This window comes from Mycobacterium sp. RTGN5 (genome assembly GCF_033804465.1).
Classification (GTDB): Bacteria; Actinomycetota; Actinomycetes; order Mycobacteriales; family Mycobacteriaceae; genus Mycobacterium.
In genome coordinates, this window is sequence record NZ_JAPZLA010000007.1 from 1 (window position 1) to 23,576 (window position 23,576).

The following is a 23,576-nucleotide window of genomic DNA, read 5'->3' on the forward strand; positions in this document are numbered from 1 at the left end:
ATCGGTAAAAACCAGGCATCTCAGATCGGCACCCTCGTGGAGCGCTCCAGCGGATTCGTCCAATTCGTGCACCTGCCCCAACGTCGCGACGCCGCCACCGTCGCTGACGCTTTGACCGCAGTGATCCAGACACTGCCCGACGCGCTGCGCCGATCACTGACGTGGGATCAAGGCATCGAAATGCATCACCACAGCCGGGTCAGCATCGACGCCGACATCGACGTCTTCTTCTGCGATCCGCATTCTCCGTGGCAACGCGGGAGCAACGAGAACACCAACGGCCTGGCACGGCAATACTTTCCGAAAGGCACTGACCTATCCGTGCACTCCGCGGCTTACCTCGCTGAAGTCGCCGACGAACTCAACGAACGACCACGCAAACGCTTCGATTGGGACAACCCCGCCGAAGTCCTCGACAGACTACTGTCACCCCCGACAGAGTCCACTGTTGCAATCATTCCTTGAATCCGCCCGAGTAGCGGTGTCGCTAACTACAGGCTCGCGGGCAGCTGCTGCCTAGCGCTTACCGGGTGGGCGTGCGCCCCTGGCGATCCCTAGACCCTTCACCGGCGGCTCCTCGGCCTTCGGTTCGGGCGCCGCGGCAGGCTCAGGCGTCGCTGCGGCTTCCGGCTCAGCTTCGGCTTCAGCCTCAGCAGCGGGTGCGGCGGCTTCGGCAGCGGGTGCCGCAGCCGGAGCCTTCTTGGCGCCCGGACGACGGGCGCCGGCAGCGATGCCGAGACCCTTGACCGGCGGTTCCGCGACGGGCTCAGCCTTGGCCGGCGCTTCAGCTGCAGGTGCCTCGGCAGGTGCGGCGGCCGCCGGAGCGGCAGCCTTCTTGGCGCCGGGTCGCTTGGCGCCCGCGGCGATGCCCAGGCCCTTGACGGGTTCGGCGGCAGTCGGTGCCTCGGCAGCAGGAGCTTCCGCGGCGGGTGCCTCAGCGGCAGGTGCTGCCGCGGCAGGAGCAGCGGCCTTCTTCGCGCCGGGTCGCTTGGCCCCGCCCGCGATACCGAGTCCCTTGACCGGCTGAGCAGCGGGAGCCTCGACAGCAGGAGCCGCAGCAGCCGGGGCTTCGGCAGCAGGCGCTTCGGCCTTCTTCGCGCCGGGACGCTTGGCCCCACCCGCGATACCGAGCCCCTTGACGGGCTGGGCCGCGGGTGCCTCGGCGGCGGGAGCCGCAGCAGCGGCCGTGGCGGTTTCGGCGGCGGGAGCCGGCTCGGGCTCCGCCTTGGGCGCGGGGGGTGCTTCGGCCGGTGCTGCCGCCGCGGCAGCTTCAGCCTCGCGGGCAGCGGTGCCCTTCTCCGGCAGCGTGACCGTGCTCAGGTCGAGCGAGCTCAGCAGAAGCTGCGCGACGTCGAGCACTTCGATCTTCTCGATGTCGCGCGCGGCGGCGACGTCGTCGACACCGTCGGAGATCATCACGCGGCAGAAGGGGCAGCCGGTGGCGACCTTGGAGGCGCCGGTGTCGATGGCTTCCTCGGTGCGCTCGGTGTTGACGCGCTTGCCGATGTGCTCTTCCATCCACATCCGCGCACCGCCTGCGCCGCAGCACAGGCCACGGTCGGCGTGGCGGGGCATCTCGGTCAGCTTCGCGCCGGACGCGCCGATCAGTTCACGGGGTGCGTCGTAGACCTTGTTGTGCCGGCCCAGGTAGCACGGGTCGTGGTAGGTGATGTCCTGACCGACCGGCTTGACCGAGACCAGCTTCTTGTCCCGCACCAGGCGGTTGAGCAGCTGGGTGTGGTGCAGAACCGTGAAATTGCCGCCCACTTGCGGGTATTCGCGGCCCAGGGTGTTGAAGCAGTGCGGGCAGGTCACCACGATCTTGCGGTCGACCCGCTCGACTCCCTCGAACAGGTCGTTGAGCGTCTCGACGTTCTGCGAGGCCAGCTGCTGGAACAGGAACTCGTTGCCCGAGCGCCGTGCCGAGTCGCCGGTGCAGGTCTCGCCGGTGCCCAGGACCAGGAACTTCACGCCCGCGACGGACAGCAGTTCGGCGACGGCCTTCGTGGTCTTCTTGGCGCGATCCTCGTAGGCGCCGGCGCAGCCGACCCAGAACAGGTATTCGTAGCCGACGAAGCTGTCCACGTCCTGGCCGAACACCGGGACGTCGAACTCGACCTCGTCGATCCAGTTGGTGCGGTCGGAGGCGTTCTGCCCCCACGGGTTGCCCTTGTTCTCCAGGTTCTTGAACAGGACACCGAGCTCGGACGGGAACTCGGACTCCATCATCACCTGGTAGCGGCGCATGTCGACGATGTGGTCGATGTGCTCGATATCCACCGGGCACTGCTCGACGCAGGCACCGCAGGTGGTGCAGGACCACAGGACGTCGGGGTCGATCACGCCGAGCTGTTCGAGGGTGCCGACCAACGGGCGAATGGCCTGCTCGGGGCCCGACCCCATGACGCGCTCGAAGCCTGACTCCGGCACGTGCTCGTGCTCGTCGTGCTTGGACTCGACGAAACCACCCTCGGTGGAGACGATCTGCTCGGCTTCGTTCTCGCCATCGGGCATCGGCTTACCGCCGATGATGTAGGGCGCCTTCGCGAACAGGTGGTCGCGCAGGTTCATGATGACGAGCTTGGGAGACAACGGTTTTCCGGTGTTCCACGCCGGGCACTGGGACTGGCAGCGACCGCACTCGGTACAGGTGGTGAAGTCGAGGTAGCCCTTCCAGGTGAAGTCCTCGATCTTGCCGCGGCCCAAGATGGCGTCCTCGGCGGGATCCTCGAAGTCGATCGGCTCACCCTTGAATTCGACCGGGAGCAGTGGGCCCAGGCCGTTCGGCAGCCGCTTGAAAGTGACGTTGATCGGGGCCAGGCCGATGTGCAGGTGCTTGGAGTGCAGCACGATCAGCAGGAACGCCAGCATGACGCCGATGTGACCCATCAGCGAGATGGTCTCGATCCACACGTTGGCGGTGTGGCCCAGCGGGGCCAGCAGCACGCCCATGCCGTGCGAGAAGAACGCGCCCCAGCCGTAGGGGAAGTCCTCGCCGAGAGCGTTGACCGAGGCGCCGCGGAAGAATGCGAAGGTCAGGATGACCAGGAAGATCATGAACAGGATCAGCCAGGCGCCGCCGGTGTGTGAACCGTAGAACCGCGAATCGCGGCCGTAGTCCTTGGGCTCGGAGCGCAGCCGGATGATCGAGAAGACGATGATGCCGAGCAGCACGGCGACAGCGAAGAAGTCCTGCAGGAACCCGAGCGCATTCCATTGGCCGACCAGCGGAATATGGAATTCCGGATTGAACAGAACGCCATAGGCCTCGAGGTAGACCGAGCCGAGGATGAAAAAGCCCCACATGGTGAAGAAATGCGCGAGGCCCGGGATCGACCATTTCAGCAGCTTCTTCTGCCCGAAGACTTCGGTGAATTGCGCTTTGATCCGAGCGGGGATGTCGTCCTTGCGGCCGCTCTCGTCGCTGATCGGCTGACCCGACCGGATCAGGTTGGTCAAGAACTGCACGCGGCGTGCGGCGAAGACCAACACGATGGCGGTGGCCAGCAGGCCGACTACCAGCCTGCCCCAGTCGAGAGCGCTCACGGACTGCCTCCCTGTCGTAAGTTACCCAATGGTAACTTAGTACAAGTTACCGACCAGTAACTTGACTCCAAATCCAGCTCATAGTTGCATCCCGGCTATTAACGGCGCTACAAAGGCTGACCTAACTAGGGTCATGAGTGGTCGACGTCTCAGCTTTCAGGCGTCAAGATCGCCCGCAACATCGACAGCATTTCCGACCGGGATTCCGCACCGAGTCGACGCCGAATGCGTGCGACGTGATGCTCAACGGTCTTGGCCGAGATAAACAGTTGCGCGCCGATATCGCGGTACGGCATGCCCAGCAACAGAAGCTCGGCCACCTCGCGCTCTCGGTCGGACAGCGGCGACGACATCGCCCGACCGCCGGCCGCCGCCGGCCCGCCGGGCTCGGGTGTCTGGGGCTGCCCGTCGTCGCTCGTGCTGTCGCCCACCGACAGTTTCAAATCCCGGGCCACCTGCAACATCAACCCGGACACCTTGGGGTCGGAGGTCTGCAGCGCCGCCTGCCCGGCCAGACGGGTGGCGTCCGCGGTGAGGCCGAACTGGGCCAGCCCTCGAGCGGCGACGGCGACTTCGTCGGCGTCGACCTGCCCGGCCAGCACCCGAAGCCACGTCCGCCCGGCCACGGCCAGCGCCTTGGCGAACGGGCTGTGCGCGGCGGCCGCAGTCAGGGCCTGCCCGTGCGGGGCCACCGCCGCGGGATCGTTGGCCAGGATCCCGGCGTGCACGCCCGCCCAGCGCAGCGGCACTGACCAGGTGAGCGGATTGCCCAGCGAATCGAGCAGCGCGAAGGCCTGCTCGAGCGCGGGCATCAGCCGGTCTTGCTGGCCGATCCGGGCCGACGCCACCCACAGTTCACCCAGCGGCAGCAGGGAGAACAGATCGACCGAATACTCGACCAGCACCTCCATCGCCGCATACCAATGCTTGTGCAGTGCGCCGGCGTCGCCACCGCGGCGCGCCAACGCGGTGCGCAGAGCCGCCGACCACAGCGCGTCGCGGCGGTACGAACCGTCGATGCCGGTGATGTCGGAGGCCGCGGCGGCCAGCTGACCGTCCTGCATCTTCGTCCAGGCCAACAGAAGCCGGTGCCGGTGTCCGTACAGCGGGTCGTCGGTGTCCCGATCGGTGCGCACCGCCCTGGCGATGACGCTGCGCGCGCGGACCGGATCACCGCCGTGCAATGCCGCCAGCGTGACCAACGCCGCGGGGCTGTCCGGCAGCACCTGAGCCGCCGAATATTCCGCAGCCATGGCCGCACCGAGTTTGACCGCCGCAGTCGAGTACGGCGCCCGCAGTGTCGACAGCAGGCCCTCCGCCAGGCTGCGGGCGCCGCGAGATGCCGCGGTCGGCGGGCCGGAACTGTCCACGGCCAGCGCGCGTTCGGCCGCGGCGGCATCGCCGGTCGCGGCCAGCACGATCGCCGCCGCGGCGCTCACGGACGCGTCGGGGTAGGGCCCCAGCCAGCCGAACAGATCAGCGGACTGTGCGGAGTTGCCGTTGTGCATGGCCACGCTGGCGGCCACCCGCACGGCCGCCGCCCGTTCGGCGGGGTCCTCGGAGGTGAGCAGATCGTCCGCCTCGCTGGCGGCATCCGAACACTCGCCGGCCAGTGCCAGCGAATCGGCCAGTTGCGCACGCAGTTCCACCGCACCGGCGTCGACCGCGGCGCGGTAGAGCTGAGCGGCCGAGGCGGGGTCGGTGCGCCCGCCGCTGGCCTGCCGTCGCAGGACGTCGGCCAGTTGCTCGTCGCGCACGCCGTGCTCGGCCAGTCGAAGCGCGAGATCCGGTGAGAGCGTGGACATCGCGATCTGCGAGCGAAGCAGCGCCGTCTCGATGTCGTGATGGCGGGCGTTGCCGAGGATCTGTGCGGTCGCGCGGTGCACCGAACGCAGGAAGTGCGGACTGTGCGCGGGCTCGACCAGCCAGGTGGCTCGGGCTCGGTCGATCAGAAGCCGAGCCTCGTCGCCCGGAATATCCAGTGCCGCAGCCAGATCAGCAGCACCGAGGTCACGGCTGAGCGATGCGATCAGCAACGCGTCGAGTTCAGGTTCGCCGAGCCTGCGTAACCGGTCGATGAGTGCGAACACCGCGGCCTGCGCGATCGATCCGGCCGAATAGGGGCGAGCCGACGCCAGCGCGGCATCGACCAGAAACGGGATTCCCGCCGTCGCGACGAGAATGTTGGTGACCAACTCGGTGCGGGGTGGATGCCCGGACGGATCGGTCATCGTCCGGGACAGCTCACCAGGTGACATCGGCGCCAACGTGATTCGTGGCTGTTCGCGCTCGATCGTGGTGATCAGCGCTTGCAGGTCCTCGTCGTGGTCGCGCGGCTGTACCGCCACCACCACCGTCGAGGACGGGTCGCCGGCCAGCTCGGTGAGCTGACGTAATTCCGCGCCGCTCAGCAGATGGGCATCGTCGACGACCACGGCCGCATCCGCGGGATCGCCGGGCGCGGGTGGCCGGGTCAGGACGGCAACACCGGCGTCGCGCAAGGCATCACGGGCGGCGACCAGAAGCGTGCTCTTGCCCGTGCCGATGCCGCCGGTCACCAACAGCTTGACCGGAACCGATCCCAGTCCGCTGACCGCGTCCCTGGCGATCGGCGAAATGCTGTGCACCGCAGTCGGATCGGCCACCATCGGATTAGTTCGTCGGAGGTGGCGTCACGCCGGTGATGATCTCGCGCGTCGGCGGGGCGACGGTGGTCGTCGGCGGCGCGACGGTGGTGGTCGGCGGGGCCACCGTCGTCGTGGGCGGCTGCGTGGTGGTCGTGGGCGGCTGCGTCGTGGTGGTCGGTGGTGGCGTTGTCGTGGTCGTCGTCGGGGGTGTGGTGGTCGTGGTGGTTGTCGTCGTCGTGGTGGTGGTGGTGGTCGTCGTTGTCGTCGGCGAGGTGGTCGTGGTCGTCGTGGTCGGCTCAGTCGTCGTCGTGGTCGTCGGCACGACGGTGGTCGCCGGGATCGTCGACTCGGTCGGGTTTCCATCCGAGCCGGTGACGGTAACCGTCTGCTCCGGTATGACACTCGTGGCCGGCACGTCGGCGGGCTGCTCGCCGGGTTTGGTGACCCGGGTGGTCGTGGTGGTGGGGGTGCTGTCGGAACTGGTCAAGGTGATCGCCAGCCCGCCGACCGCAACCGACGCGAGAACCGCGGCGATACCGAACAACAACGGCGGGCGCCGGTACCACGGCACCGGCGCGTCGACCAGCTCGGTCTTGGCGTCCTCCTGCTCGAACTCGATCATCGGGCGGGGACCGCTCGCGCCCTGTGCCTGCTGGGCGTAGTCGAAGGTGTAGTCCTCGCCCGAATAGGGCACCGGCTCCGACCCGGGCTCATCGTCCTGCGACCAGGCCAGCGCGCGGAACGTCGCCGACGGTGAGCCGTCGGTCGCCGACTCGGTGGCGGCCGCTCCCGCGGTGCCCACCGCCCAGGCCGCCGGAGCCAGGCCGGTCGGTGCGTCGGCGGCGGCGACCGCCATGCCCGTCGGCGCATCCGGGGCGCCATCGCTCGCGCCGATCACCGCGGCGCCGATGGCAGCGTTGAGACCCGCCAGGGGTGTGGTGATGACCGGAACGCGTAGCTCTTCGGAAAGTCGTTGGGTGAGAAGCGGTATCGCCGCGCCACCGCCGACGGTGGCGACCGCGGACAGGTTGACAGCCGGAATCCTGTTGTGTTCCAGCGCGTCTCCGAGCGCATCGAGGAATCCGGCGAGCGGCTCGGCGATCAGGGCTTCCAATTCCGGACGGGTGACCCGGATGTCGGAGCGGAAGCCGGGCAGTTCGACCGGCACCACGGTCGCGGTCTCAGACGACAGCCGCTCCTTGGCCTGCCGACATTCGTCACGCAACCTGGTCAGCGCGCCGACCGCGTTGGTGCTGGCCGGGTCGAGGTTGGCGGAGTCGCGAATGCCCGCGAGCACATGCGTCAGCAGGGCCTGGTCAATCTGGTCGCCGGAGAACTCGGCGAAACGCACCGTCTCGCCGATCTGCTGGAGGTTGGCTCCGGCGTCGGCGAGGGTGATGTTGGCGCCGCTGCCGCCGAAGTCGCACAGTGCGATCACGCCACGGTCGGGCAACCCCGGGTCAGCGTGGAGGGCGGCCAGCGCGGCCGCCGAGTCGGAGATCAGCGCCGGCGGTACACCGTTGGGCGACAGGGTGGGCCTGGTGCGCAGCGCAGCGCGCAGCGATCCGACCGCTCCCGGACCCCAGTACGCCGGAACCGCGATCACCAGGCTGGACGGGGGTGAGCCATCGTCGACCGCCCGGGTCATCGCCTCGAGCGCCTCGGCGATCAGATCGTCGCTGCGATGCGGCGAACCGTCGGCCGCCACCAGTGGCACCGGATCGCCCACCCGTTCCACGAACCCGCGGAACACCTGGCCGGCCTCGGTGAGGTTCGGGCTCGTCAACTCCGGATTCTGGGAAGGGACACCGACCTCGGCGGGCCGATTGGCCCACAACGTGAGCACCGATCGGCGGGTCACCGGCTGCCGGCCCGGGCGCGCTGCCCCCAGGTTGGTCGCGCCGATCGACAACCCCAGCGATTCGCTCAATTCACACATCCCTTCGCCGCCGCGTCGGCGGCCGTGTTCACCTTAAGTGCTGCCCATGCCAAAACCCGGCAGCAATCCCCTAACGTCGCCGAAACCCCTAAGGTCAGACCCCCTAATGCCGCTGCCCATCGGGTGGGTTCGACACCGATCACGGCGGACCTGCTGCCCGATAGCATTCTGGGCAGTACCTGAAGTTCCACTGTGACTATCGCAGCTAGGGGGAAAGGCGTTCCATGGCAAACTCGTTGCTCGACTTCGTGATGTCGCTCGTGCGGGATCCCGATGCCGCCGCGCGGTATGCCGCGGATCCGGCCGGCGCCATCGCTGATGCGCATCTTCCGGACGTGACCAGCGCCGACGTCAATAATCTGATTCCGATGGTCGCCGACTCACTGTCCGGTCCGCTCTCGGCGGGCACATTCGGCCCAGGCGCAGGTGCCGGTGGGGACGGCAACGTGTGGGCGAGCGGGGCCGCGACGGCCGCCTTCGACGCGTTCGACGCTCACCTGCCCTCCGCGGCCGTGCCCGACGCTCACTCGGTGATCACCGATGCTGCCCAGCATTTCGGCCCGGATCCGGGTTTGATCACCGATCCCGGCGTCGATCCCGGCGTTATCGACGCCTCGCTGCCGGATCCTTCGACGCAGGTCACCGACGTCGGCTTCGAGCATGACGCGGGCACCGACGCCGGACCGGACTGGGTGGACCACACCGCCTGGAACCACACCCACATCGATGACACCCATGGTGCGGCGTCCGATGCCGCCGACCACTCTGGTTTCGACCTGTTCTGATCTCCGCCAGGAAACCCCACGTCCGTGTGACGTGGGGTTTCTCTATGTCTGAGCACATCCCTAGGGATCCCCTAATCCCCTAGGAAATCACCCCTAGCGAGCCCTAGTGGGGGGTCGACGAAGAGGGGTTGCGACCCCGTTTTCGGTTGACGCCGGCGTCCATAACGTCATCTCCAGATCGCCGGAGACACCGGCGAACACACCGAAAGGCCCGACAATGCTTACTCTCCTCGACTGGATCATCGACCTGTTCCGCAACGAAGACGCCGCACGTGCGTTCGTCGCCGCACCGGATCAGACCATGCGCGACGCCGGGTTCGCCGGTGTGTCGGCCGCTCAGGTCTCGAGCATCGCCGCCACGGCGGTTCCGGGTCTGGTGCTCGGCGGCGGCGACCCGATCGTCGGCCTGCAGCGCGCGGTGTCCAACCAGTACGGCTTCGCCCCGGCCTACGAGCCGACCTTCCAGCCGGTCTACGCGCCGTCGCCGACGTTCGCCCCGCAGACCGACACCTCGCTGCTGAGCCCGCACCAGGACGCCGGTGCCAACGCCCAGCAGGGTGCCTTCAACCTCGGCTTCGGCGATATCACCTTCGGCAACAAGACCACCAACACCGCTACCAACGGCGGCGTGGTCGTCGACGGCCACAACCACGGCGACATCGTCAGCGGTGACGGCGCGGTGCTGGGCAACGGCAACGACGTCAACAACGGCGATGTGCTGGCCGGAACCGGATCCAACGTCGCGGTGGGACACAGCCACATCGACGACAACGGCACCACCGCCACCGGCGGCAGCACCGTGATCAAGGACAACGGCGGCCCCGTCTTCCACAACGTCGACGCCAGCGGCGGCAACGGCGGCGGAGCGTCCGCAGGCGGCAGCCTGATCGGCCTCGGTGGCGGTCACGCCTCGGGTGGCAACGCCGGTGGTGGCGGAATCACCATCATCGACAGTCAGACGTCGACGAACAGCGGCAACCACGCCAGCTCGCCGGCCTACACCCAGACCGACACGCACACCACGACCACGGTCACCGACCACAGCGACAACTCGGTGCACCAGGCCACGATCAGCGACAGCTCGACGCACGACGCGTCCAGCCACACGTCGCTGGACGCCAGCCACGACACCACGCTGGTCAACAGCCACCTCGACGCCAGCCACGACATGGCGCTGGCGTCTGGCAATCACCTGTTGGGTTTCTGAGCAATCCGGCGACGGCGGGGGTCTCCAGGATGTCCTGGAGGTCCCCGCCGGTTCGTGCGCATACGGTGTAACCGCGAGTACTGGGAGGGCACGTGACGCAACCGCAGGACCCGCGCCGGGTCAATGTGATCGTCGAGCTGATCGATCACACCAGCGCGATCGCCGACCTCAACGAACGTGGCGACTTGGTGGCCCGGCTGGCCGTCGCCAAGGAGCGCATCACCGACCCGCAGATCCGGGTGGTGATCGCGGGCCAGCTCAAGCAGGGCAAGAGCCAGCTGCTCAACTCGCTGCTCAACATGCCGGTGGCCCGAGTCGGTGACGACGAGACGACCGCGCTGGTCACCGTGATCAGCTACGCCGAGCAGCCGTCTGCCCGGTTGATCGTCTCGGTGGGCGACGGTGTGCCACCGCAGGAGATCGACATCCCGATCGACGACATCCGCCATGATCTCCGCCGCGCGCCGCAGGCGCAGGGCGCGGAGGTATTGCGGGTCGAGGTCGGTGCGCCCAGTCCGTTGCTCAAGGGCGGCCTGACGTTCATCGACACACCCGGCGTCGGCGGGCACGGCCAGCCGCATCTGTCGTCGACGCTCGGGCTGCTGCCCGACGCCGACGCGATGCTCATGATCAGCGACACCAGCCAGGAATTCACCGAACCGGAGATGCGGTTCATCCGCCAGGCGCACGAGATCTGCCCGGCCGGCGCGATCGTGGCCACCAAGACCGACCTGTACCCGTTCTGGCGCGAGATCGTCGCCGCCAATACCGCGCATCTGCAGCGGGCCGGCCTTGCGCTGCCACTGATCCCGGCGTCGTCGCTGCTGCGCAGCCACGCGATCGAGATGAACGACAAGGAACTCAACGAGGAGTCGAACTTCCCGGCGATCGTCGCCTTCCTCTCCGAGAAGGTGTTGTCCCGGGAGAGCGATCTGGTGCGTGACCATGTGGTCGCCGAAATACGCGCGGCCGCAGAACATCTCAGCATGTCGGTGAACTCCGAATTGTCCGCGCTTGGCGACCCGGACCAGGCGCGCCGGCTCACCGAGGACCTGGAACGGCGCAAGCTGGAAGCCCAGGACGCGCTGCAGCAGACCGCGCTGTGGCAGCAGGTGCTCAACGACGGCATCGCCGACCTGACCGCCGATGTCGAGCACGACCTGCGGGCTCGGTTCCGGGCCATCACCACGCACATCGAGAGCGTCATCGACGACTGCGACCCCACCCAGCACTGGGCGGAGATCGGTGCGGAGGTGGAGGACAGCGTCGCCAACGCGGTCGGCGACAACTTCGTGTGGGCCTATCAGCGGGCCGAGGCGCTGGCGGAGGACGTCGGCAGGACCTTCGTCGAAGCAGGCCTGGACGCCGTCGACATGCCGGAGGTGAACGCGGCCGAGATGGGTGCCGGTGTGGGCCGGCTCAAATCGCTGGCGCGTCTGGAGTCCAAGCCGATCGGCAAGGGGCACAAGGCGATTACCAGCATGCGTGGCTCCTATGGTGGCGTGCTGATGTTCGGCATGCTCACCTCGGTGGCCGGCCTTGGCATGTTCAACCCGCTGTCACTAGGTGCCGGTCTACTCCTCGGGCGCAAGGCCTACAAAGAGGACATGGAGAACCGCATGCTGCGGGTGCGCAACGAGGCGAAGACCAATCTGCGCCGGTTCGTCGATGACGTGCTGTTCGTGGTGTCCAAGGAGTCTCGCGACCGGCTCAAGAACGTCCAGCGCCAGCTGCGCGACCATTACCGCGGGATCGCCAACCAGACCACCCGCTCGCTCAACGAGTCGCTGCAGTCCACCATCGCCGCCGCGCGGATGGAGGAGACCGACCGCAACAACCGCATCCGCGAACTCGAGCGTCAGGCCAACATCCTCACCCAGGTGATCGACAACGCCGAAAAGCTTTCTCCCGCAGCGCTATCAGCTAGGGCGAGGCCGACCGAGTCTCGTTGAGCCGGGGGCCGGGGCGGGTATTGCGTGTTCCTGGTGGGTTGGTGACGCGGGTCGGGAACGTGCCAGGGAACGTCGGAGCGGTCCGTTCGGCCGGCGGGGTCTCCGACGTGGACTCGGCACTCGACGATGTCGTGCCGCTGGTCGTGCTCCCGCTGGGCACCCCGATGTCGGTGGTGGATAGCCGCACCTGTGGGTACGACGTGGTGGTCGAGGATTTGGAGCTGCCCGCGATGTGCGGAGCCTCGGGCACATAGGTGCCGGGCGGCACGACAGTGTCGGTCTCTTCGGTGCTCCACTTGCTCGACATCGTCACTACGGCGTAGACGAGAATCGCGATCAGTGCCAGCCCGAGCAGCCCCGCGGCGGAGGTGGCGGCCGCCGTGCGGTACCACGGCGTCGTCTGCTGGGGCATGGCGGCTGATCCTAGCTGCGATGCGCCGGGGCCGCCGAACCGTAGACTCGTCGTTCGATGAGCACCAGCGATCAGGTTCGCGCGATCCTGGGCGGCACCCGTCGCGCCTACCAGGGTGAGCCCGCGTACCGCGAGCGGCCCGACGTGTTCAACGAGTTGGACCGCATCTCCGGACGGCTGAACCAGCCGATTCGCATCGCACTCGCCGGCACACTCAAGGCTGGCAAGTCCACTCTGGTCAATGCCCTGGTGGGGGAGAACATCGCACCCACCGATGCCACTGAGGCCACCCGCATCGTCACCTGGTTCCGCAACGGCCCGACCCCGAAGGTGACCGCCAATCACGTCGGCGGGCGGCGTTCCAACGTGCCGATCGCCCGCGGCTCAGCGGGGTGGGCCGGCCTGACCTTCGACTTCGGTCGCCTCGACGCCAACGACATCATCGACCTCGACGTCGAGTGGCCGGCCGCCGAGCTGATCGACGCCACCATCATCGACACGCCCGGCACGTCGTCGCTGTCGCGGGATGTCTCCGAACGCACGCTTCGCCTGCTGGTGCCCGAGGACGGCGTGCCCAGGGTCGATGCGGTGGTGTTCCTGCTGCGCACGCTGAACGCCGCCGATATCGCGCTGCTCAAGCAGATCGGCGAGCTGGTCGGCGGGTCGTCGGGCGCGCTCGGTGTCATCGGGGTGGCCTCCCGGGCCGACGAGATCGGCGCGGGCCGCCTCGACGCGATGCTGTCGGCCAAGGACGTCGCGACGCGGTTCACCGGCGAGCTGGACCGGACCGGCATCTGCCAGGCGGTGGTTCCCGTCTCGGGCCTGTTGGCGCTGACCGCCCGCACACTGCGCCAAAGCGAGTTCGCCGCACTGGAGAAGCTGGCGGCCGTCGACACCAATGAGTTGAACAAGGCGATGCTCAGTGTGGATCGCTTCGTCCGCGAGGACAGTGCACTGCCGGTCGACGCGCCGGCCCGGGCTCAGCTGCTTGACCGGTTCGGCATGTTCGGCATTCGGATTTCCATCGCGGTAATACGTTCGGGGATAAGCGATTCCGTCAGGCTTGCCGACGAGCTACTGGAACGCAGTGGGCTGGTCGCACTGCGGGACGTGATCGACCAGCAGTTCGCGCAGCGATCCGAACTACTCAAGGCACATACCGCGCTGGTCTCGTTGCGCCGGTTCGTCGAACTACACCCGATCACCGCGACGCCGCACATCATCGCCGACATCGACCCGCTGCTGGCCGACACCCACGCGTTCGAGGAGCTCCGGCTGCTCAGTCAACTTCGTTCGCGCCCAACGAGTTTGACCGAAGACGAGATGGTTTCCCTGCGCCGCATCATCGGCGGCTCGGGGACCGATGCCGCGAGCCGGCTGGGCCTCACCCCAGAAGCACCGGACGACGGGCCGCGCGCCGCCTTTGCCACGGCCCAACGCTGGCGCCGCCGTTCGGAGCATCCACTCAACGACCCGTTCACTACCCGGGTGTGCCGAGCCGCGGTGCGCAGCGCCGAGGCGCTGGTCGCGATGTACGCGGCTACTGACCGCCGTTAAGGCGCGGCAACGGCAACGTCGGCAGGATGCGCTCCCGCGTCGTCGGGGTGACCGTCTCGGTCACCGTGCTCACCGAGGTGGACACCGTGGTGCTCGTACTCGTACTCGTACTGGTGCTGGTGCTGGTTGACGGGGCCTCGGTGGTCGTCGTGGTGGTCGGCGCCTCCGTCGTCGTGGTGGCCGGGGCCTCAGAAGTCGCGGTCGGGGACTCGGTCACCGTCTGCGTGACGCCCGGCTCCGGGGCGACCGACGCCGACGTCGCCGCCGAGGTGGAGGTCGCCGGGGAGGTCGTCGTCGTAGTCGCTGGACTGGAGCCACCGCTGCCGGTGAACTTGACGATCGCGTAGACCAGCAGGGCCAGGATGACCGCGGTCAGTACGCCAAGGCCGACGAGTGCGGCCGGCTTGCGGTACCACGGGGTGGGCTCGGGCGGCGGCGGGTAGTCGCCGTAACCGGTCGGCACCCCGGGGCTGGCCTGCTGATACTCGCTGTAGGCCTCGCCGCCGGTACCGCCGTAGTTCGCGTACTGCGTCGGGTCACTCTCGGAGTAGTTGCTCGAGTCGTCTGAACCGTCACGTGCCACGGGTTCCGATAGTAACGGTCAGCCGCCGCCGGACTGGTTGGGGAATGCCGGGCGATGGGTGGGACGGACGCTGATCTGCGGTGGCCGGGTCTGCGGCGTGGTCGCGTGGGGCCGGTCGCCGCCGTTCTGCGGGTACTGCGGGTACTGCGGCCGCCAGGTGCCCTGCGTCTCCGCCGAGGGCGGGGATTCCGGGGGTGGCGGAGGTGGTGGCGGTGGCGGTGGTTCGGGCGCTTCTGAGCTGGTCAGGCCCGTGGTGGTGGGCTCGCTGGGCACTGTCGCCGAGGGGGAGTTGTCGGAGCGCCCGGAATCACCGGAGTCGAGCGATACCAGCAGCACCGCCGCCACCACGATCGCCACCACCGCCACGCCGATGGCGCCCACCGCGAGGCTTGCCTGCTTCTTGCGGTACCAGGGCCGCTCCGGGAACCAGAACGCGTCGGGCGCGAACGGGTCGAAACCTTCGTCGACGGCGATCGCGGGCAGGGCCGGGTCGGTCGGTGGGTCCGGGTCGTCACCGCGGGCAGTGGTCGTGTCGGTCGCAGGTGCCTGCGCCTCCGCCGACGGGACCGATCCTGGATACGGCTGTTCCGGATAGGGGCCGAACGGATCCCCGTAGGCGACGGGCGTTACTGCCTCGTCGATATCCCCTGCAGGGTCCCCCTTGCGCATAGCTACCAATGCTAATTGGCTTGCCAGGCCAGACGCAGCTTTCCGCAATCAGGCGAGTTGGGGCACCACCTCGGTGGCGAACAATTCCACGTGGTCGAGGTCGGACATATCCAGCAGCTGGAGGTACACCCGCTGCACGCCCGCTTCGATGAAAGGCCCTAGCTGGTCGACGATTTCGGCCGGTGTGCCGACCAGCGGGGTGTTGCCCCGCAGCTCGTCGACCTCCCGCGATATCGCCTGCGCCCGGCGGCTGATCTCGGCGTCGTTGCGCCCGGCGCAAACCACGAATGCGGCCGAGTAGACGAAGTCGTCGGGCGCGCGGCCGGCCGCCTGCAGGGCGGCGCGCACCCTGCCGTACTGGGGTTCGACGAAGTCGAGCTTTGGGAACGCAAGGTTGTATTCCGCGGCGAACTGCGCGGCCAGCGCCGGGGTGCGCTTGGCGCCGCTGCCGCCGATGATGATCGGCGGATGCGGATCCTGCACCGGCTTGGGCAGCGCGGGGGAGTCCTTGACGGTGTAGTACATGCCGTCGTAATCGAACGTCTGGCCCGACGGAGTGGTCCACAGTCCGGTGATGATGTCGAGCTGCTCGTGCAGCCGGTCGAATCGGTCACCCAGCGGAGGGAACGGGATCGCGTAGGCCAGGTGTTCTTCGTCGAACCAGCCCGCGCCGATCCCGAAGTCGACCCGGCCCGAACTCATCGCGTCCACCTGAGCGACCGAGATCGCCAACGGTCCCGGATAGCGGAATGTCGCGGAGGTCACCAGCGTGCCGAGCCGGATCGTGGACGTCTCGCGGGCGATGCCGGCCAGGGTCACCCAGGAGTCGGTGGGCCCGGGCAGCCCGTCACCGCTCATCGCGACATAGTGGTCGGAGCGGAAAAACGCGGAGTAGCCCAGGGATTCGGCGGCCTGAGCCACCGCGAGCTGGTCGGCGTAGCTGGCGCCCTGCTGGGGTTCGACGAAGACACGGAAGTCCATGCCGTCCAGCTTAGAAAACCTTGACCCCTTCGGTACTGATGAACATTCCGTGGCTGGTGCCGTCGTTGGTGAACCGGGTTCCATCGGAGCTGGCATCGATGGTCCAGCCGACCGCGTGATAGATCGCGTAGTCGAGCGGGGTGGTGGGGATGTCGCCGAGATTGCCGGCGATCCAGCGCACACTGCCGCCGGCGGTCAACTCGATACCGTTGGCCGGCTCGCCGTTGACGACGGGCGGATTGGTGAAGTCCGATTCGCAGCCGACCGTCTGTGCGTTGATCTGGCAGCGGGTCAGGCCCGACTTGGTTTCGATGTAGACGTAGCCGCTGTCGCTGGGTGCCAGCGTCTGGCCGCCGCCGAACGGCGGCGACTGGGTCGGGGTGGGCGTCGGGCTGGCCGACGTCGGCGGTGCGACGGTCGGCCTGCTGGTCGGAAAGCTCGGCTCACCGCCGGGCCCGCAGCCGGGGCACCTTGCCGCACCGTCGGTGGTGGTGCTGCACCCGGCGGCGGCTACGGCGGTCGTCAGCCATACCACCGCCACAGCGGCTCGCATGCCGTTGGATATCCGCACTGAAGAACTCCTGCCGTCGGATGTCAGGGTACGCAGTAGTGACGGAAGTGACTTGAGTGACTCGCGGGGTCGAGGCCGACGGGCATCGCTCGAACGGTGGATTCGGTGACGACGATCGCGTTAGATTCGACGCCTCGATGACGGGAGGGCACGCCATGGCGAGCACCGGTGGGCTGTTGTTCAATCCGAACACCTATGACCCAGGACAGTTTGACCCCGGCACGCGGCGCCAGCTGCGGGCACTGATCGACTGGTTCGAGGAGCGCGGCAAGACCCGGCTGTTGCAAGACGATCTGGACGCGGTGTGGGTGTCGGACTTCCTGGATTTCATCAAGCGGGAGCGGATCTTCGCGACGTTTCTGACCCCGTCGGAATTCGGTCTCGGCGACGACAACAAGCGGTGGGACACCTCCCGAAATGCCGCGCTCAGTGAGATCCTCGGCTTCTACGGGCTCTCGTACTGGTACGCCGAGCAGGTCACCATCCTCGGGCTCGGCCCGATCTGGCAGAGCGACAACATCAAGGCCAAGCAACGCGCCGCCGAGCAGCTCGAAGCGGGCGGAGTGATGGCCTTTGCGCTCTCCGAACGTGAACACGGTGCCGACATCTACAACACGGACATGATCCTGACGCCCACCGAGGGCGACGACGAAGGCGTTGTCTTTCGTGCGACGGGCCAGAAGTACTACATCGGCAACGGCAACGTGGCGGGCATGGTGTCGGTGTTTTCCCGCCGGGCCGACATCGACGGCCCCGACGGTTACGTCTGGTTCGTCGCCGACAGTACGCACCCCGCCTACCAACTGATCGGCAACGTCGTACACGGCCAGATGTATGTGAGTAACTTTGCGCTGCAGGACTATCCGGTTCACGAGGAGGATATCCTGTGCACCGGGCCCGAGGCCTTCTCGGCGGCGCTCAACACGGTGAACGTCGGCAAGTTCAACCTGTGCACCGCCTCGATCGGGATGTGCGAGCACGCCTTCTACGAGTCGATAACCCATGCCAACAACCGCATCCTGTACGGCAATCCGGTCACCGATTTCCCGCATGTGCGGGCCAGTTTCGTCGACGCCTATGCCCGGCTGATCGCGATGAAACTGTTCAGCGACCGCGCGATCGACTACTTCCGCAGCGCGAGCCTCGACGATCGCCGCTACCTGCTGTTCAATCCGGTAACCAAGGCCAAGGTGACCTCGGAGGGCGAGACGGTGGTGAGATTGCTGTGGGATGTGCTGGCCGCCAAGGGCTTCGAACGCACCACCTACTTCGCCGAAGTCAAAGATCTGATTGGCGCCCTGCCCCGACTGGAGGGGACCGTGCACGTCAACGTGGCGCAGATCCTGAAGTTCATGCCCAATTTCCTATTCAACCCGGGCTCCTACCCGCAGGTCGGCACCCGCGACGACCCGGCCGACGACGTGTTCTTCTGGGGGCAGGGCCCCGCCAAGGGGGCGTCGAAGGTGCAGTTCGCCGATTGGGTTCCGGTCTTCGAGAAGGCCTCGGGCATACCGAATGTCGCCCGCTTCACCGAACAGGTGCGCGCCCTTCAGGCGCTTCTGTCCACCGCGGCACCCGACGCCGATCAGCAGCGCGACCTCGACTTCATGCTTGTGGTCGGTCACCTGTTCACCCTGGTGGTCTACGGTCAGTTGATCCTCGAACAGGCCGAATTGCGCGGACTCGACCACGATGTGGTCGACCAGATCTTCGACATTGCGGTCAGGGACTTCTCCGGCTACGCGGTGGCCCTGCACGGAAAGGCGAGTTCAACTCCGGCGCAACAGGAGTGGGCGCTATCCGCAGTGCGTAAACCGGTGACCGACACCGACCGCTTCGATCGAATGTGGCAGCAGGTGCGGGCCTACGACGGCGCATACGCGATGCGTCCCTGAGCCGCGATCAGCGGACCGTCACCGCGGCGGTGAACGACCACGCGTTCTTGGTGCCGCCCGGCCACAGCTGGCCATAGCTGGTGGATACGGTGGTACTCCCGGCCGCCAAGGCCTGGAAGGTCCAGGTTGCCGTACCAGGGGCACCCGGCAGATGGACGCCGGAGGGCCCGGAGTCGTAGTGGTCGCGCTGCGCGATCACGCCCTCATCGCTGATCTGGGCCTGCGCGTCCCACTGGTAGCCGGTGGATGGGTTGGCCGCCAGGTTGACCCGCAACGTGTCACCGACGCCGAGCGAGACGTTGAGGCGGATCTGCTTCTTGTTCAGCAGATCGTCGTAGGACACGTCGATGGTGGTGGTTCCCGGCGGCTTCTTGATGTCGCCGCACCCGGCCAATGTCAGCGCGAGCGCCAGCAGCGCGATCAGCCGGATCATGGCGAGAACTTCTTGAATCGCTTGAACCGGCGCAGGTAGGGCACCAGCCGCCGGGCCGGCACTGAACCCGGCCAGTCGTCGGCCCGGAAGTACGCATCGGACCCACCGTCGACGAAAATGACGCTGCCACAGAGGAAATCAGCCGCGTCGGACAGCATGAACACCACCCAGTCGGCCAGTTTCCCGGCGTCGCCGAAACCGCCGATCGGCACCGGGAACGAGTCGATGGCCTTGGCCTCCGCCGGAGTGGACAGCTGCTTTTCCAGCAGCGGGGTCAGGATCGCACCCGGGGCGATGGCGTTGAGACGGATGCCTGCCCCCGCCCACTCGCGGGTCACCGCGTGGCGCCGAACCCACCGGCTCACCGCGACCTTCGACGCTCCGTAAGCCATCGACGATGCGCCACGGCCGAACAGCTTTAACGTCCGCACCGCCTTCTCCCCGTCGCCGGCCAGCAGCGCACGGATGGCACGCCCTGGGATGACCGGTATGGTCGTGGTCGAATTGCTGGAGAACACCACAACTTTCGCGCGCTCGCCGGCGGCCAGGGCGGGCCGCCACGCCTGCAGCAGCTCCACGACACCGAAGTAGTTGACCGCAGTGATCAGCGCCGGCTGGTCACGCCCCGGCGTCGGCCCGAGCCCGGCCGCCAGTACCGCGCCGTCCAGTCGCCCGCCGCAGATGCTCCGCACGGCGTCGGCCGCGGCTCGGCGACCGGCGGGTGTCGCGAGGTCGGCCACCACATCGGCCGGCTGGATGTCGACCCCGATCACGGTGTGGCCGTTGGCCCGCAGCCGCGCCGCGACGGCCTTGCCCATGCCCGATGCCGAGCCGGTGACGGCGTAGATACCCATCGGAGCGATTATGGCCTACCGATGTCGTGCGAGGTGTCAGGCCACCAGCACGGACGGCACCGAAGGCTTCGTCGCCGCCGTCGGCGGGGGCAGCGGATGGCCTTGCGGGAAGATGTCCACTCCGGTCATCCAGGCGATCAGTTCGGCCAGCACCGAGGTGGCCGTGACCCCGACGTCGCCGAGGACCTGCACCACCACCGCGGAGACCGCGGCCAGCTGGCTGATCAGGAAGATGTTGTCGTTGGCGACCCCCTGCAACGCGGCGACGATGCTGTCGATGCCGCCGTTCAGGAAGTACGGGATGCTGGCGAAGATGGTGCGCACGCTCAGCGCCACATTGGTCTGGATGTCGGGCCAGCCGTTGCGCGCGATGGCGTCGTTGAGCGCCTGGTCCAGGTCCACCGGAAGCACATCGCTGTTTCCGAGGGTGGTCAGGGAAACGCCTTTGGAGCCCGCAGGCGGCGGTGCGCCGAACAAGGACAAGACGGTGGGCGTGACGTCGACGATCGAATACGCCAGGTTTACCCGGCCGGGGTCGAAGCCGGCGCCGTTGGCGATGACCCACGTCGAGGTCTCATCGGGAGACTGGAATCCGTGCCCGAAGCCCAGCTGCGGCTGGTGGCCGTGGTCGGTGACGACGATGACCGTCCAGTTCTCCCCGGAGTTGTTGACCGCCTCCATGATGGCGCCGATGTTGGTGTCGGTCCGGTTGATGGCCGCCTCGTATTGCGGTGACGCGCCGCCGTATTGGTGTCCGGCCTCGTCGACCTGCACCAGGTAGGAGAACAGAAAGTTCGGCGGATCGCCGCTTTCGATCGCCGCGACCGTCTGCGTGGTGACCTCGGCGTCGGTCAGTGACCAGTTGGCGTCGCCGGGGACCTGCGGGACGAGCGAGTACGTGTCGACGGGGTACTGCCCGGCCTGGGCGATATCGGTGATGACATCCCAGTCGGCGATCGCCATCGTGTCGATCTCGGAGTTGAAGTACTCGAGCTGGTTGAACACCGTCGGCCACTTCATATAGGTGCCAGGCGTGAAGATGTTGTTGATGACGCCGGTCTGGTTGTCCCATGCCCCGGTCAGGATGGCCGTCCAGGACGGGTTGGAGATCGTGGTGTGGCCGACGATGCTGGCGACCCCGGTGACACTGTCGCCCATCAACGCGTCGAAATTCGGGTTCTCGCCGGCCAGGATTCGGCGCAGGTTGGTGCCGTCGACGCCGATCACCAGCACATGGACGTTGGTCGGGTCGGCGACGTCGTTGGTGACGGAGATGACCGTGGTGCTGGCGCTGCCGGCACGCGCGTTGCCGGTCGCGGGAATCGGCGCCGAAAGGGGCGTTGCCGCTGCGAGTCTCATCGGTTTGATGGTTCGGCTTGTTGTCGGTTTGGCTATCGATGCCGCGGCCGTCGGGGTGCGACCGGCCTTCGGCGCCGGCTTGCGCGACCGGGCGGTCGATGACGACGACGACGGCGATGCCGGCGAACTCGACGCCTTGGCTGGACCCGGTGAATTCGGGGAACCCGTATCGGCGGAGGCTACGGCGGTCGCGACCGCCGAACCGGCGCCGGCGAGCGCGCCGGTGATCGCAACTCCCAGACATACCTGCTTGATCGTCGTCACGTCGTCGTCCCCGATCTGTTTCCAGTTATTGCACAGCTGTCTCACAGACTAGAACGGTGACGAGCCCACGGATGGCGTTTCCACATGCCCGCTACGATTCGTTCGGTGGACGTCGACGTCATGACCACCGCCCTTCCGCTCGGACAGATCGGCGGTCTGGCTCAGCGCACGCGGGCCGCCGGATTCTCGGGAATGTTGTTCACCGAGACCGGCCGAACTCCTTACCTCAACGCCGCGGTGGCCGGGCAGGCCGCCCCGGGCCTCGAGCTGTCGACCGGTGTCGCCGTTGCATTTCCGCGCAGCCCGTTCATCACGGCGGCCACCGCGTGGGAACTTCAGGAGGCGACCGACGGACATTTCCGGCTCGGACTCGGCACCCAGGTGCGCACCCACGTGACGCGGCGCTACGGCGTGCCGTTCGAACGCCCTGGTCCGCGGCTGCGGGACTACGTGCTGGCCGTCAAGGCCTGCTTCTCCGCATTTCGTACCGGCACGCTCGATCACCACGGCGAGTTCTACAACCTCGACTTCATCACCCCGCAGTGGAGCGCCGGCCCCATCGATGCACCCGATCCCAAGGTCGACATCGCCGCGGTGAACCCGTGGATGCTGCGGATGGCCGGTGAGGTGGCCGACGGCGTCCACGTCCATCCGATCGGCGAGCCAGGCTATATCGCACGTCATGTGGTGCCGAAAGTGGCTGAGGGAGCGGCGAAGTCGGGGCGGTCGCCGGCCGATATCGCGCTGATCGTGCCGGTGATGACGATCGCCGGCGACACTGACGAGGAACGCGCGGCCGAGCGTGAGCGGTTGAGGTTTTCCATGAGCTTTTACGGCAGCACGCCCAACTACGCGTTCATCTGGGACGAGGCGGGCTTCGAGGGCACCACGGCGCGCATCCGGGAGAAGCAGAAGGCCGGCGACCTGCCAGGGATGGCTGCTCAGATCACCGACGACCACATCGCCACGTTCGCCACCGAATCGACCTGGGACGGGCTGGCCGCCGCGCTGGCGGAGAAATACCAGGAAACGGCCAGCCGCATCGTGCTGTACAACGCGCTCGGTGACGACGAGCGTTTCGAGCGCTACGGCGAGGTGGCACGCCAGCTCACCCAGGGCACCCGCTAGAGAAGGCGCACGGTGGCGGCCCTGATGTCGTAGACAGCCCCGACGATCTTGAACGCACCCGATTTCTCGGCGTCATTGAGCAGCGTGCTGGCGCTGCGCACGTGGGCGATCGCCGAACTGACATTGCGGGCGATTGCGTCGCTCTCGTCTCGCGCGCCGGCGATGCCGGGCTTGATGGCGTCGACGATTGCCTGGATGTTCGCACCGGGGGACTGGTTCTCGTACGCGGCCTTGACCGCCCCGCATGACGAATGACCCAGTACCAGCAAGGCTTTCGCTTTCAAGACCGCATGCCCGTACTCGAGGCTACCCAGGTTGGTCGGCGATACGGCGATGTTGCCGGCTTCGCGAACCACGAAGATGTCGCCGACGAACTGGTCGAAGATGAGCTCCGGCGCCAGCCGGCTGTCGGCGCATCCGAGGACGATCGCGAACGGCTCTTGGCCGTTGACGATCTCCGTCCACAGAACCTCGATATCCGCGGTGTCACGAATCTGCGGCTGATGGGAGGCGAACCGGGCATTGCCCTGCATCAACACGTCGATCGCCTGGTCAGGTGTCGCCGCCTTGGGCGGGGGCCCGGCGTCGTGGCGGACCTCGTCGACCGAACGGCTCGGCTCGGCTGAGCTGCACGCCGCGGCGGTCAGAGCCAAGGCAGGAAGCGCAGCCATGGCGGCGCGGCGGGACCACCGGGTGGTCTCACGGGGCGGGTGCTCGGTCACGGGACTCCGATCATCGGCAGATGACTGATCCAAGCAGGCGCAGGTCGCGAACAACCGAGGATTGCGTTGGTCGTGCCAATGAGCTCTCCGCA

The 23,576-nt window shown here is 67.5% G+C and carries 20 protein-coding genes; 8 read left to right on the forward strand and 12 right to left on the reverse strand.

Annotation, left to right across the window (positions count from 1 at the left end):
- Positions 1–465, forward strand: a 465-nt coding sequence (locus SLQ31_RS25640) for an IS30 family transposase (RefSeq protein ID WP_319436959.1), incomplete at its 5' end; no start/stop codon positions are given.
- Positions 466–516: 51 nt separating this feature from the next.
- Here the strand turns inward: SLQ31_RS25640 and SLQ31_RS25645 are convergent.
- The 3 genes from SLQ31_RS25645 to SLQ31_RS25655 all read right to left on the reverse strand — a co-directional run bounded on the left by SLQ31_RS25645 (position 517) and on the right by SLQ31_RS25655 (position 8,103).
- Positions 517–3,546, reverse strand: coding sequence for a heterodisulfide reductase-related iron-sulfur binding cluster (locus SLQ31_RS25645; RefSeq protein WP_319436960.1), 3,030 nt, complete (start codon positions 3,544–3,546; stop codon positions 517–519).
- A gap of 149 nt (positions 3,547–3,695) precedes the next feature.
- Positions 3,696–6,191 (reverse strand): isoniazid response ATPase/transcriptional regulator IniR, encoded by a 2,496-nt coding sequence (gene iniR, locus SLQ31_RS25650; protein ID WP_319436961.1) that lies wholly within the window; start codon positions 6,189–6,191, stop codon positions 3,696–3,698.
- Positions 6,192–6,198: 7 nt separating this feature from the next.
- The gene (locus SLQ31_RS25655; protein WP_319436962.1) at positions 6,199–8,103 is read right to left on the reverse strand and encodes an Hsp70 family protein; all 1,905 of its coding nucleotides are present in this window, start codon (positions 8,101–8,103) and stop codon (positions 6,199–6,201) included.
- Between the two features lie 233 nt (positions 8,104–8,336).
- Between SLQ31_RS25655 and SLQ31_RS25660 the strand changes: the two genes are divergently transcribed.
- The 3 genes from SLQ31_RS25660 (at position 8,337) to SLQ31_RS25670 (ending at position 12,056) form a co-directional block, all read left to right on the forward strand.
- Complete coding sequence (locus SLQ31_RS25660) at positions 8,337–8,897, forward strand: Rv0340 family IniB-related protein (RefSeq protein ID WP_319436963.1); 561 nt, start codon at positions 8,337–8,339, stop codon at positions 8,895–8,897.
- A 217-nt stretch (positions 8,898–9,114) separates the two neighbouring features.
- Positions 9,115–10,104: an IniB N-terminal domain-containing protein gene (locus SLQ31_RS25665; RefSeq protein ID WP_319436964.1), complete on the forward strand. Its 990-nt coding sequence runs from the start codon at positions 9,115–9,117 to the stop codon at positions 10,102–10,104.
- Between the two features lie 92 nt (positions 10,105–10,196).
- Positions 10,197–12,056, forward strand: a complete 1,860-nt coding sequence (locus SLQ31_RS25670) for a dynamin-like GTPase family protein (RefSeq protein ID WP_319436965.1) — start codon at positions 10,197–10,199, stop codon at positions 12,054–12,056.
- Here the strand turns inward: SLQ31_RS25670 and SLQ31_RS25675 are convergent.
- Positions 12,028–12,468 carry a hypothetical protein gene (locus SLQ31_RS25675; RefSeq protein ID WP_319436966.1) on the reverse strand — a complete coding sequence of 147 codons (441 nt, stop codon included), beginning with the start codon at positions 12,466–12,468 and terminating at the stop codon, positions 12,028–12,030. The two genes, SLQ31_RS25670 and SLQ31_RS25675, sit on opposite strands and share 29 nt — an antisense overlap.
- 57 nt (positions 12,469–12,525) lie before the next feature.
- Between SLQ31_RS25675 and SLQ31_RS25680 the strand changes: the two genes are divergently transcribed.
- On the forward strand, positions 12,526–14,025 hold the full coding sequence (locus SLQ31_RS25680; protein ID WP_319436967.1) for a dynamin-like GTPase family protein: 1,500 nt from the start codon (positions 12,526–12,528) through the stop codon (positions 14,023–14,025).
- Here the strand turns inward: SLQ31_RS25680 and SLQ31_RS25685 are convergent.
- Genes SLQ31_RS25685 through SLQ31_RS25700 form a run of 4 tightly spaced genes read right to left on the reverse strand, consistent with a single transcriptional unit; the run spans position 14,009 to position 16,829 of the window.
- Entirely contained in the window at positions 14,009–14,608 is a 600-nt protein-coding gene (locus SLQ31_RS25685; protein WP_319436968.1) for a hypothetical protein, read from the reverse strand. The genes SLQ31_RS25680 and SLQ31_RS25685 overlap by 17 nt on opposite strands.
- Positions 14,609–14,626: 18 nt before the next feature.
- Positions 14,627–15,277 (reverse strand): hypothetical protein, encoded by a 651-nt coding sequence (locus SLQ31_RS25690; RefSeq protein ID WP_319436969.1) that lies wholly within the window; start codon positions 15,275–15,277, stop codon positions 14,627–14,629.
- A 48-nt stretch (positions 15,278–15,325) separates the two neighbouring features.
- Positions 15,326–16,258, reverse strand: coding sequence for an LLM class F420-dependent oxidoreductase (locus SLQ31_RS25695; RefSeq protein WP_319436970.1), 933 nt, complete (start codon positions 16,256–16,258; stop codon positions 15,326–15,328).
- Positions 16,259–16,268: 10 nt separating this feature from the next.
- Positions 16,269–16,829, reverse strand: coding sequence for a hypothetical protein (locus SLQ31_RS25700; RefSeq protein ID WP_413643014.1), 561 nt, complete (start codon positions 16,827–16,829; stop codon positions 16,269–16,271).
- Between the two features lie 155 nt (positions 16,830–16,984).
- Here SLQ31_RS25700 and SLQ31_RS25705 point away from each other — a divergent pair, with 155 nt between their 5' ends.
- Positions 16,985–18,724, forward strand: coding sequence for an acyl-CoA dehydrogenase family protein (locus SLQ31_RS25705; protein WP_319437293.1), 1,740 nt, complete (start codon positions 16,985–16,987; stop codon positions 18,722–18,724).
- Positions 18,725–18,731: 7 nt separating this feature from the next.
- Here the strand turns inward: SLQ31_RS25705 and SLQ31_RS25710 are convergent, their stop codons facing one another.
- Genes SLQ31_RS25710 through SLQ31_RS25720 form a run of 3 tightly spaced genes read right to left on the reverse strand, consistent with a single transcriptional unit; the run spans position 18,732 to position 21,370 of the window.
- Positions 18,732–19,157 carry a protease inhibitor I42 family protein gene (locus SLQ31_RS25710; protein WP_319436971.1) on the reverse strand — a complete coding sequence of 142 codons (426 nt, stop codon included), beginning with the start codon at positions 19,155–19,157 and terminating at the stop codon, positions 18,732–18,734.
- Positions 19,154–20,011: an SDR family oxidoreductase gene (locus tag SLQ31_RS25715; protein ID WP_319436972.1), complete on the reverse strand. Its 858-nt coding sequence runs from the start codon at positions 20,009–20,011 to the stop codon at positions 19,154–19,156. Before SLQ31_RS25715 ends, SLQ31_RS25710 begins: the two co-directional genes overlap by 4 nt.
- Before the next feature lie 36 nt (positions 20,012–20,047).
- On the reverse strand, positions 20,048–21,370 hold the full coding sequence (locus tag SLQ31_RS25720) for an alkaline phosphatase family protein (protein ID WP_319436973.1): 1,323 nt from the start codon (positions 21,368–21,370) through the stop codon (positions 20,048–20,050).
- Between the two features lie 7 nt (positions 21,371–21,377).
- Between SLQ31_RS25720 and SLQ31_RS25725 the strand changes: the two genes are divergently transcribed.
- The gene (locus SLQ31_RS25725) at positions 21,378–21,686 is read left to right on the forward strand and encodes a hypothetical protein (protein ID WP_319436974.1); all 309 of its coding nucleotides are present in this window, start codon (positions 21,378–21,380) and stop codon (positions 21,684–21,686) included.
- 53 nt (positions 21,687–21,739) lie between these two features.
- Positions 21,740–22,762, forward strand: a complete 1,023-nt coding sequence (locus tag SLQ31_RS25730; RefSeq protein WP_319436975.1) for a TIGR03617 family F420-dependent LLM class oxidoreductase — start codon at positions 21,740–21,742, stop codon at positions 22,760–22,762.
- Here SLQ31_RS25730 and SLQ31_RS25735 read toward each other — a convergent pair.
- A complete protein-coding gene (locus SLQ31_RS25735) occupies positions 22,759–23,484 on the reverse strand; it encodes a carbonic anhydrase (RefSeq protein WP_319436976.1) in 726 nt (241 codons plus the stop codon). The genes SLQ31_RS25730 and SLQ31_RS25735 overlap by 4 nt on opposite strands.
- Positions 23,485–23,576: the final 92 nt, after the last annotated feature.

Coding starts and splice junctions, on each gene's coding strand:
- SLQ31_RS25690 (WP_319436969.1), bottom strand. CDS start 15,277: ATGCGCAAGGGGGACCCTGCAGGGGATATCGACGAGGCAGTAACGCCC.
- SLQ31_RS25675 (WP_319436966.1), bottom strand. CDS start 12,468: ATGCCCCAGCAGACGACGCCGTGGTACCGCACGGCGGCCGCCACCTCC.
- SLQ31_RS25705 (WP_319437293.1), top strand. CDS start 16,985: ATGGCGAGCACCGGTGGGCTGTTGTTCAATCCGAACACCTATGACCCA.
- SLQ31_RS25665 (WP_319436964.1), top strand. CDS start 9,115: ATGCTTACTCTCCTCGACTGGATCATCGACCTGTTCCGCAACGAAGAC.
- SLQ31_RS25660 (WP_319436963.1), top strand. CDS start 8,337: ATGGCAAACTCGTTGCTCGACTTCGTGATGTCGCTCGTGCGGGATCCC.
- SLQ31_RS25710 (WP_319436971.1), bottom strand. CDS start 19,157: ATGATCCGGCTGATCGCGCTGCTGGCGCTCGCGCTGACATTGGCCGGG.
- SLQ31_RS25715 (WP_319436972.1), bottom strand. CDS start 20,011: ATGGGTATCTACGCCGTCACCGGCTCGGCATCGGGCATGGGCAAGGCC.
- SLQ31_RS25720 (WP_319436973.1), bottom strand. CDS start 21,370: ATGAGACTCGCAGCGGCAACGCCCCTTTCGGCGCCGATTCCCGCGACC.
- SLQ31_RS25725 (WP_319436974.1), top strand. CDS start 21,378: ATGGTTCGGCTTGTTGTCGGTTTGGCTATCGATGCCGCGGCCGTCGGG.
- SLQ31_RS25680 (WP_319436967.1), top strand. CDS start 12,526: ATGAGCACCAGCGATCAGGTTCGCGCGATCCTGGGCGGCACCCGTCGC.
- SLQ31_RS25695 (WP_319436970.1), bottom strand. CDS start 16,258: ATGGACTTCCGTGTCTTCGTCGAACCCCAGCAGGGCGCCAGCTACGCC.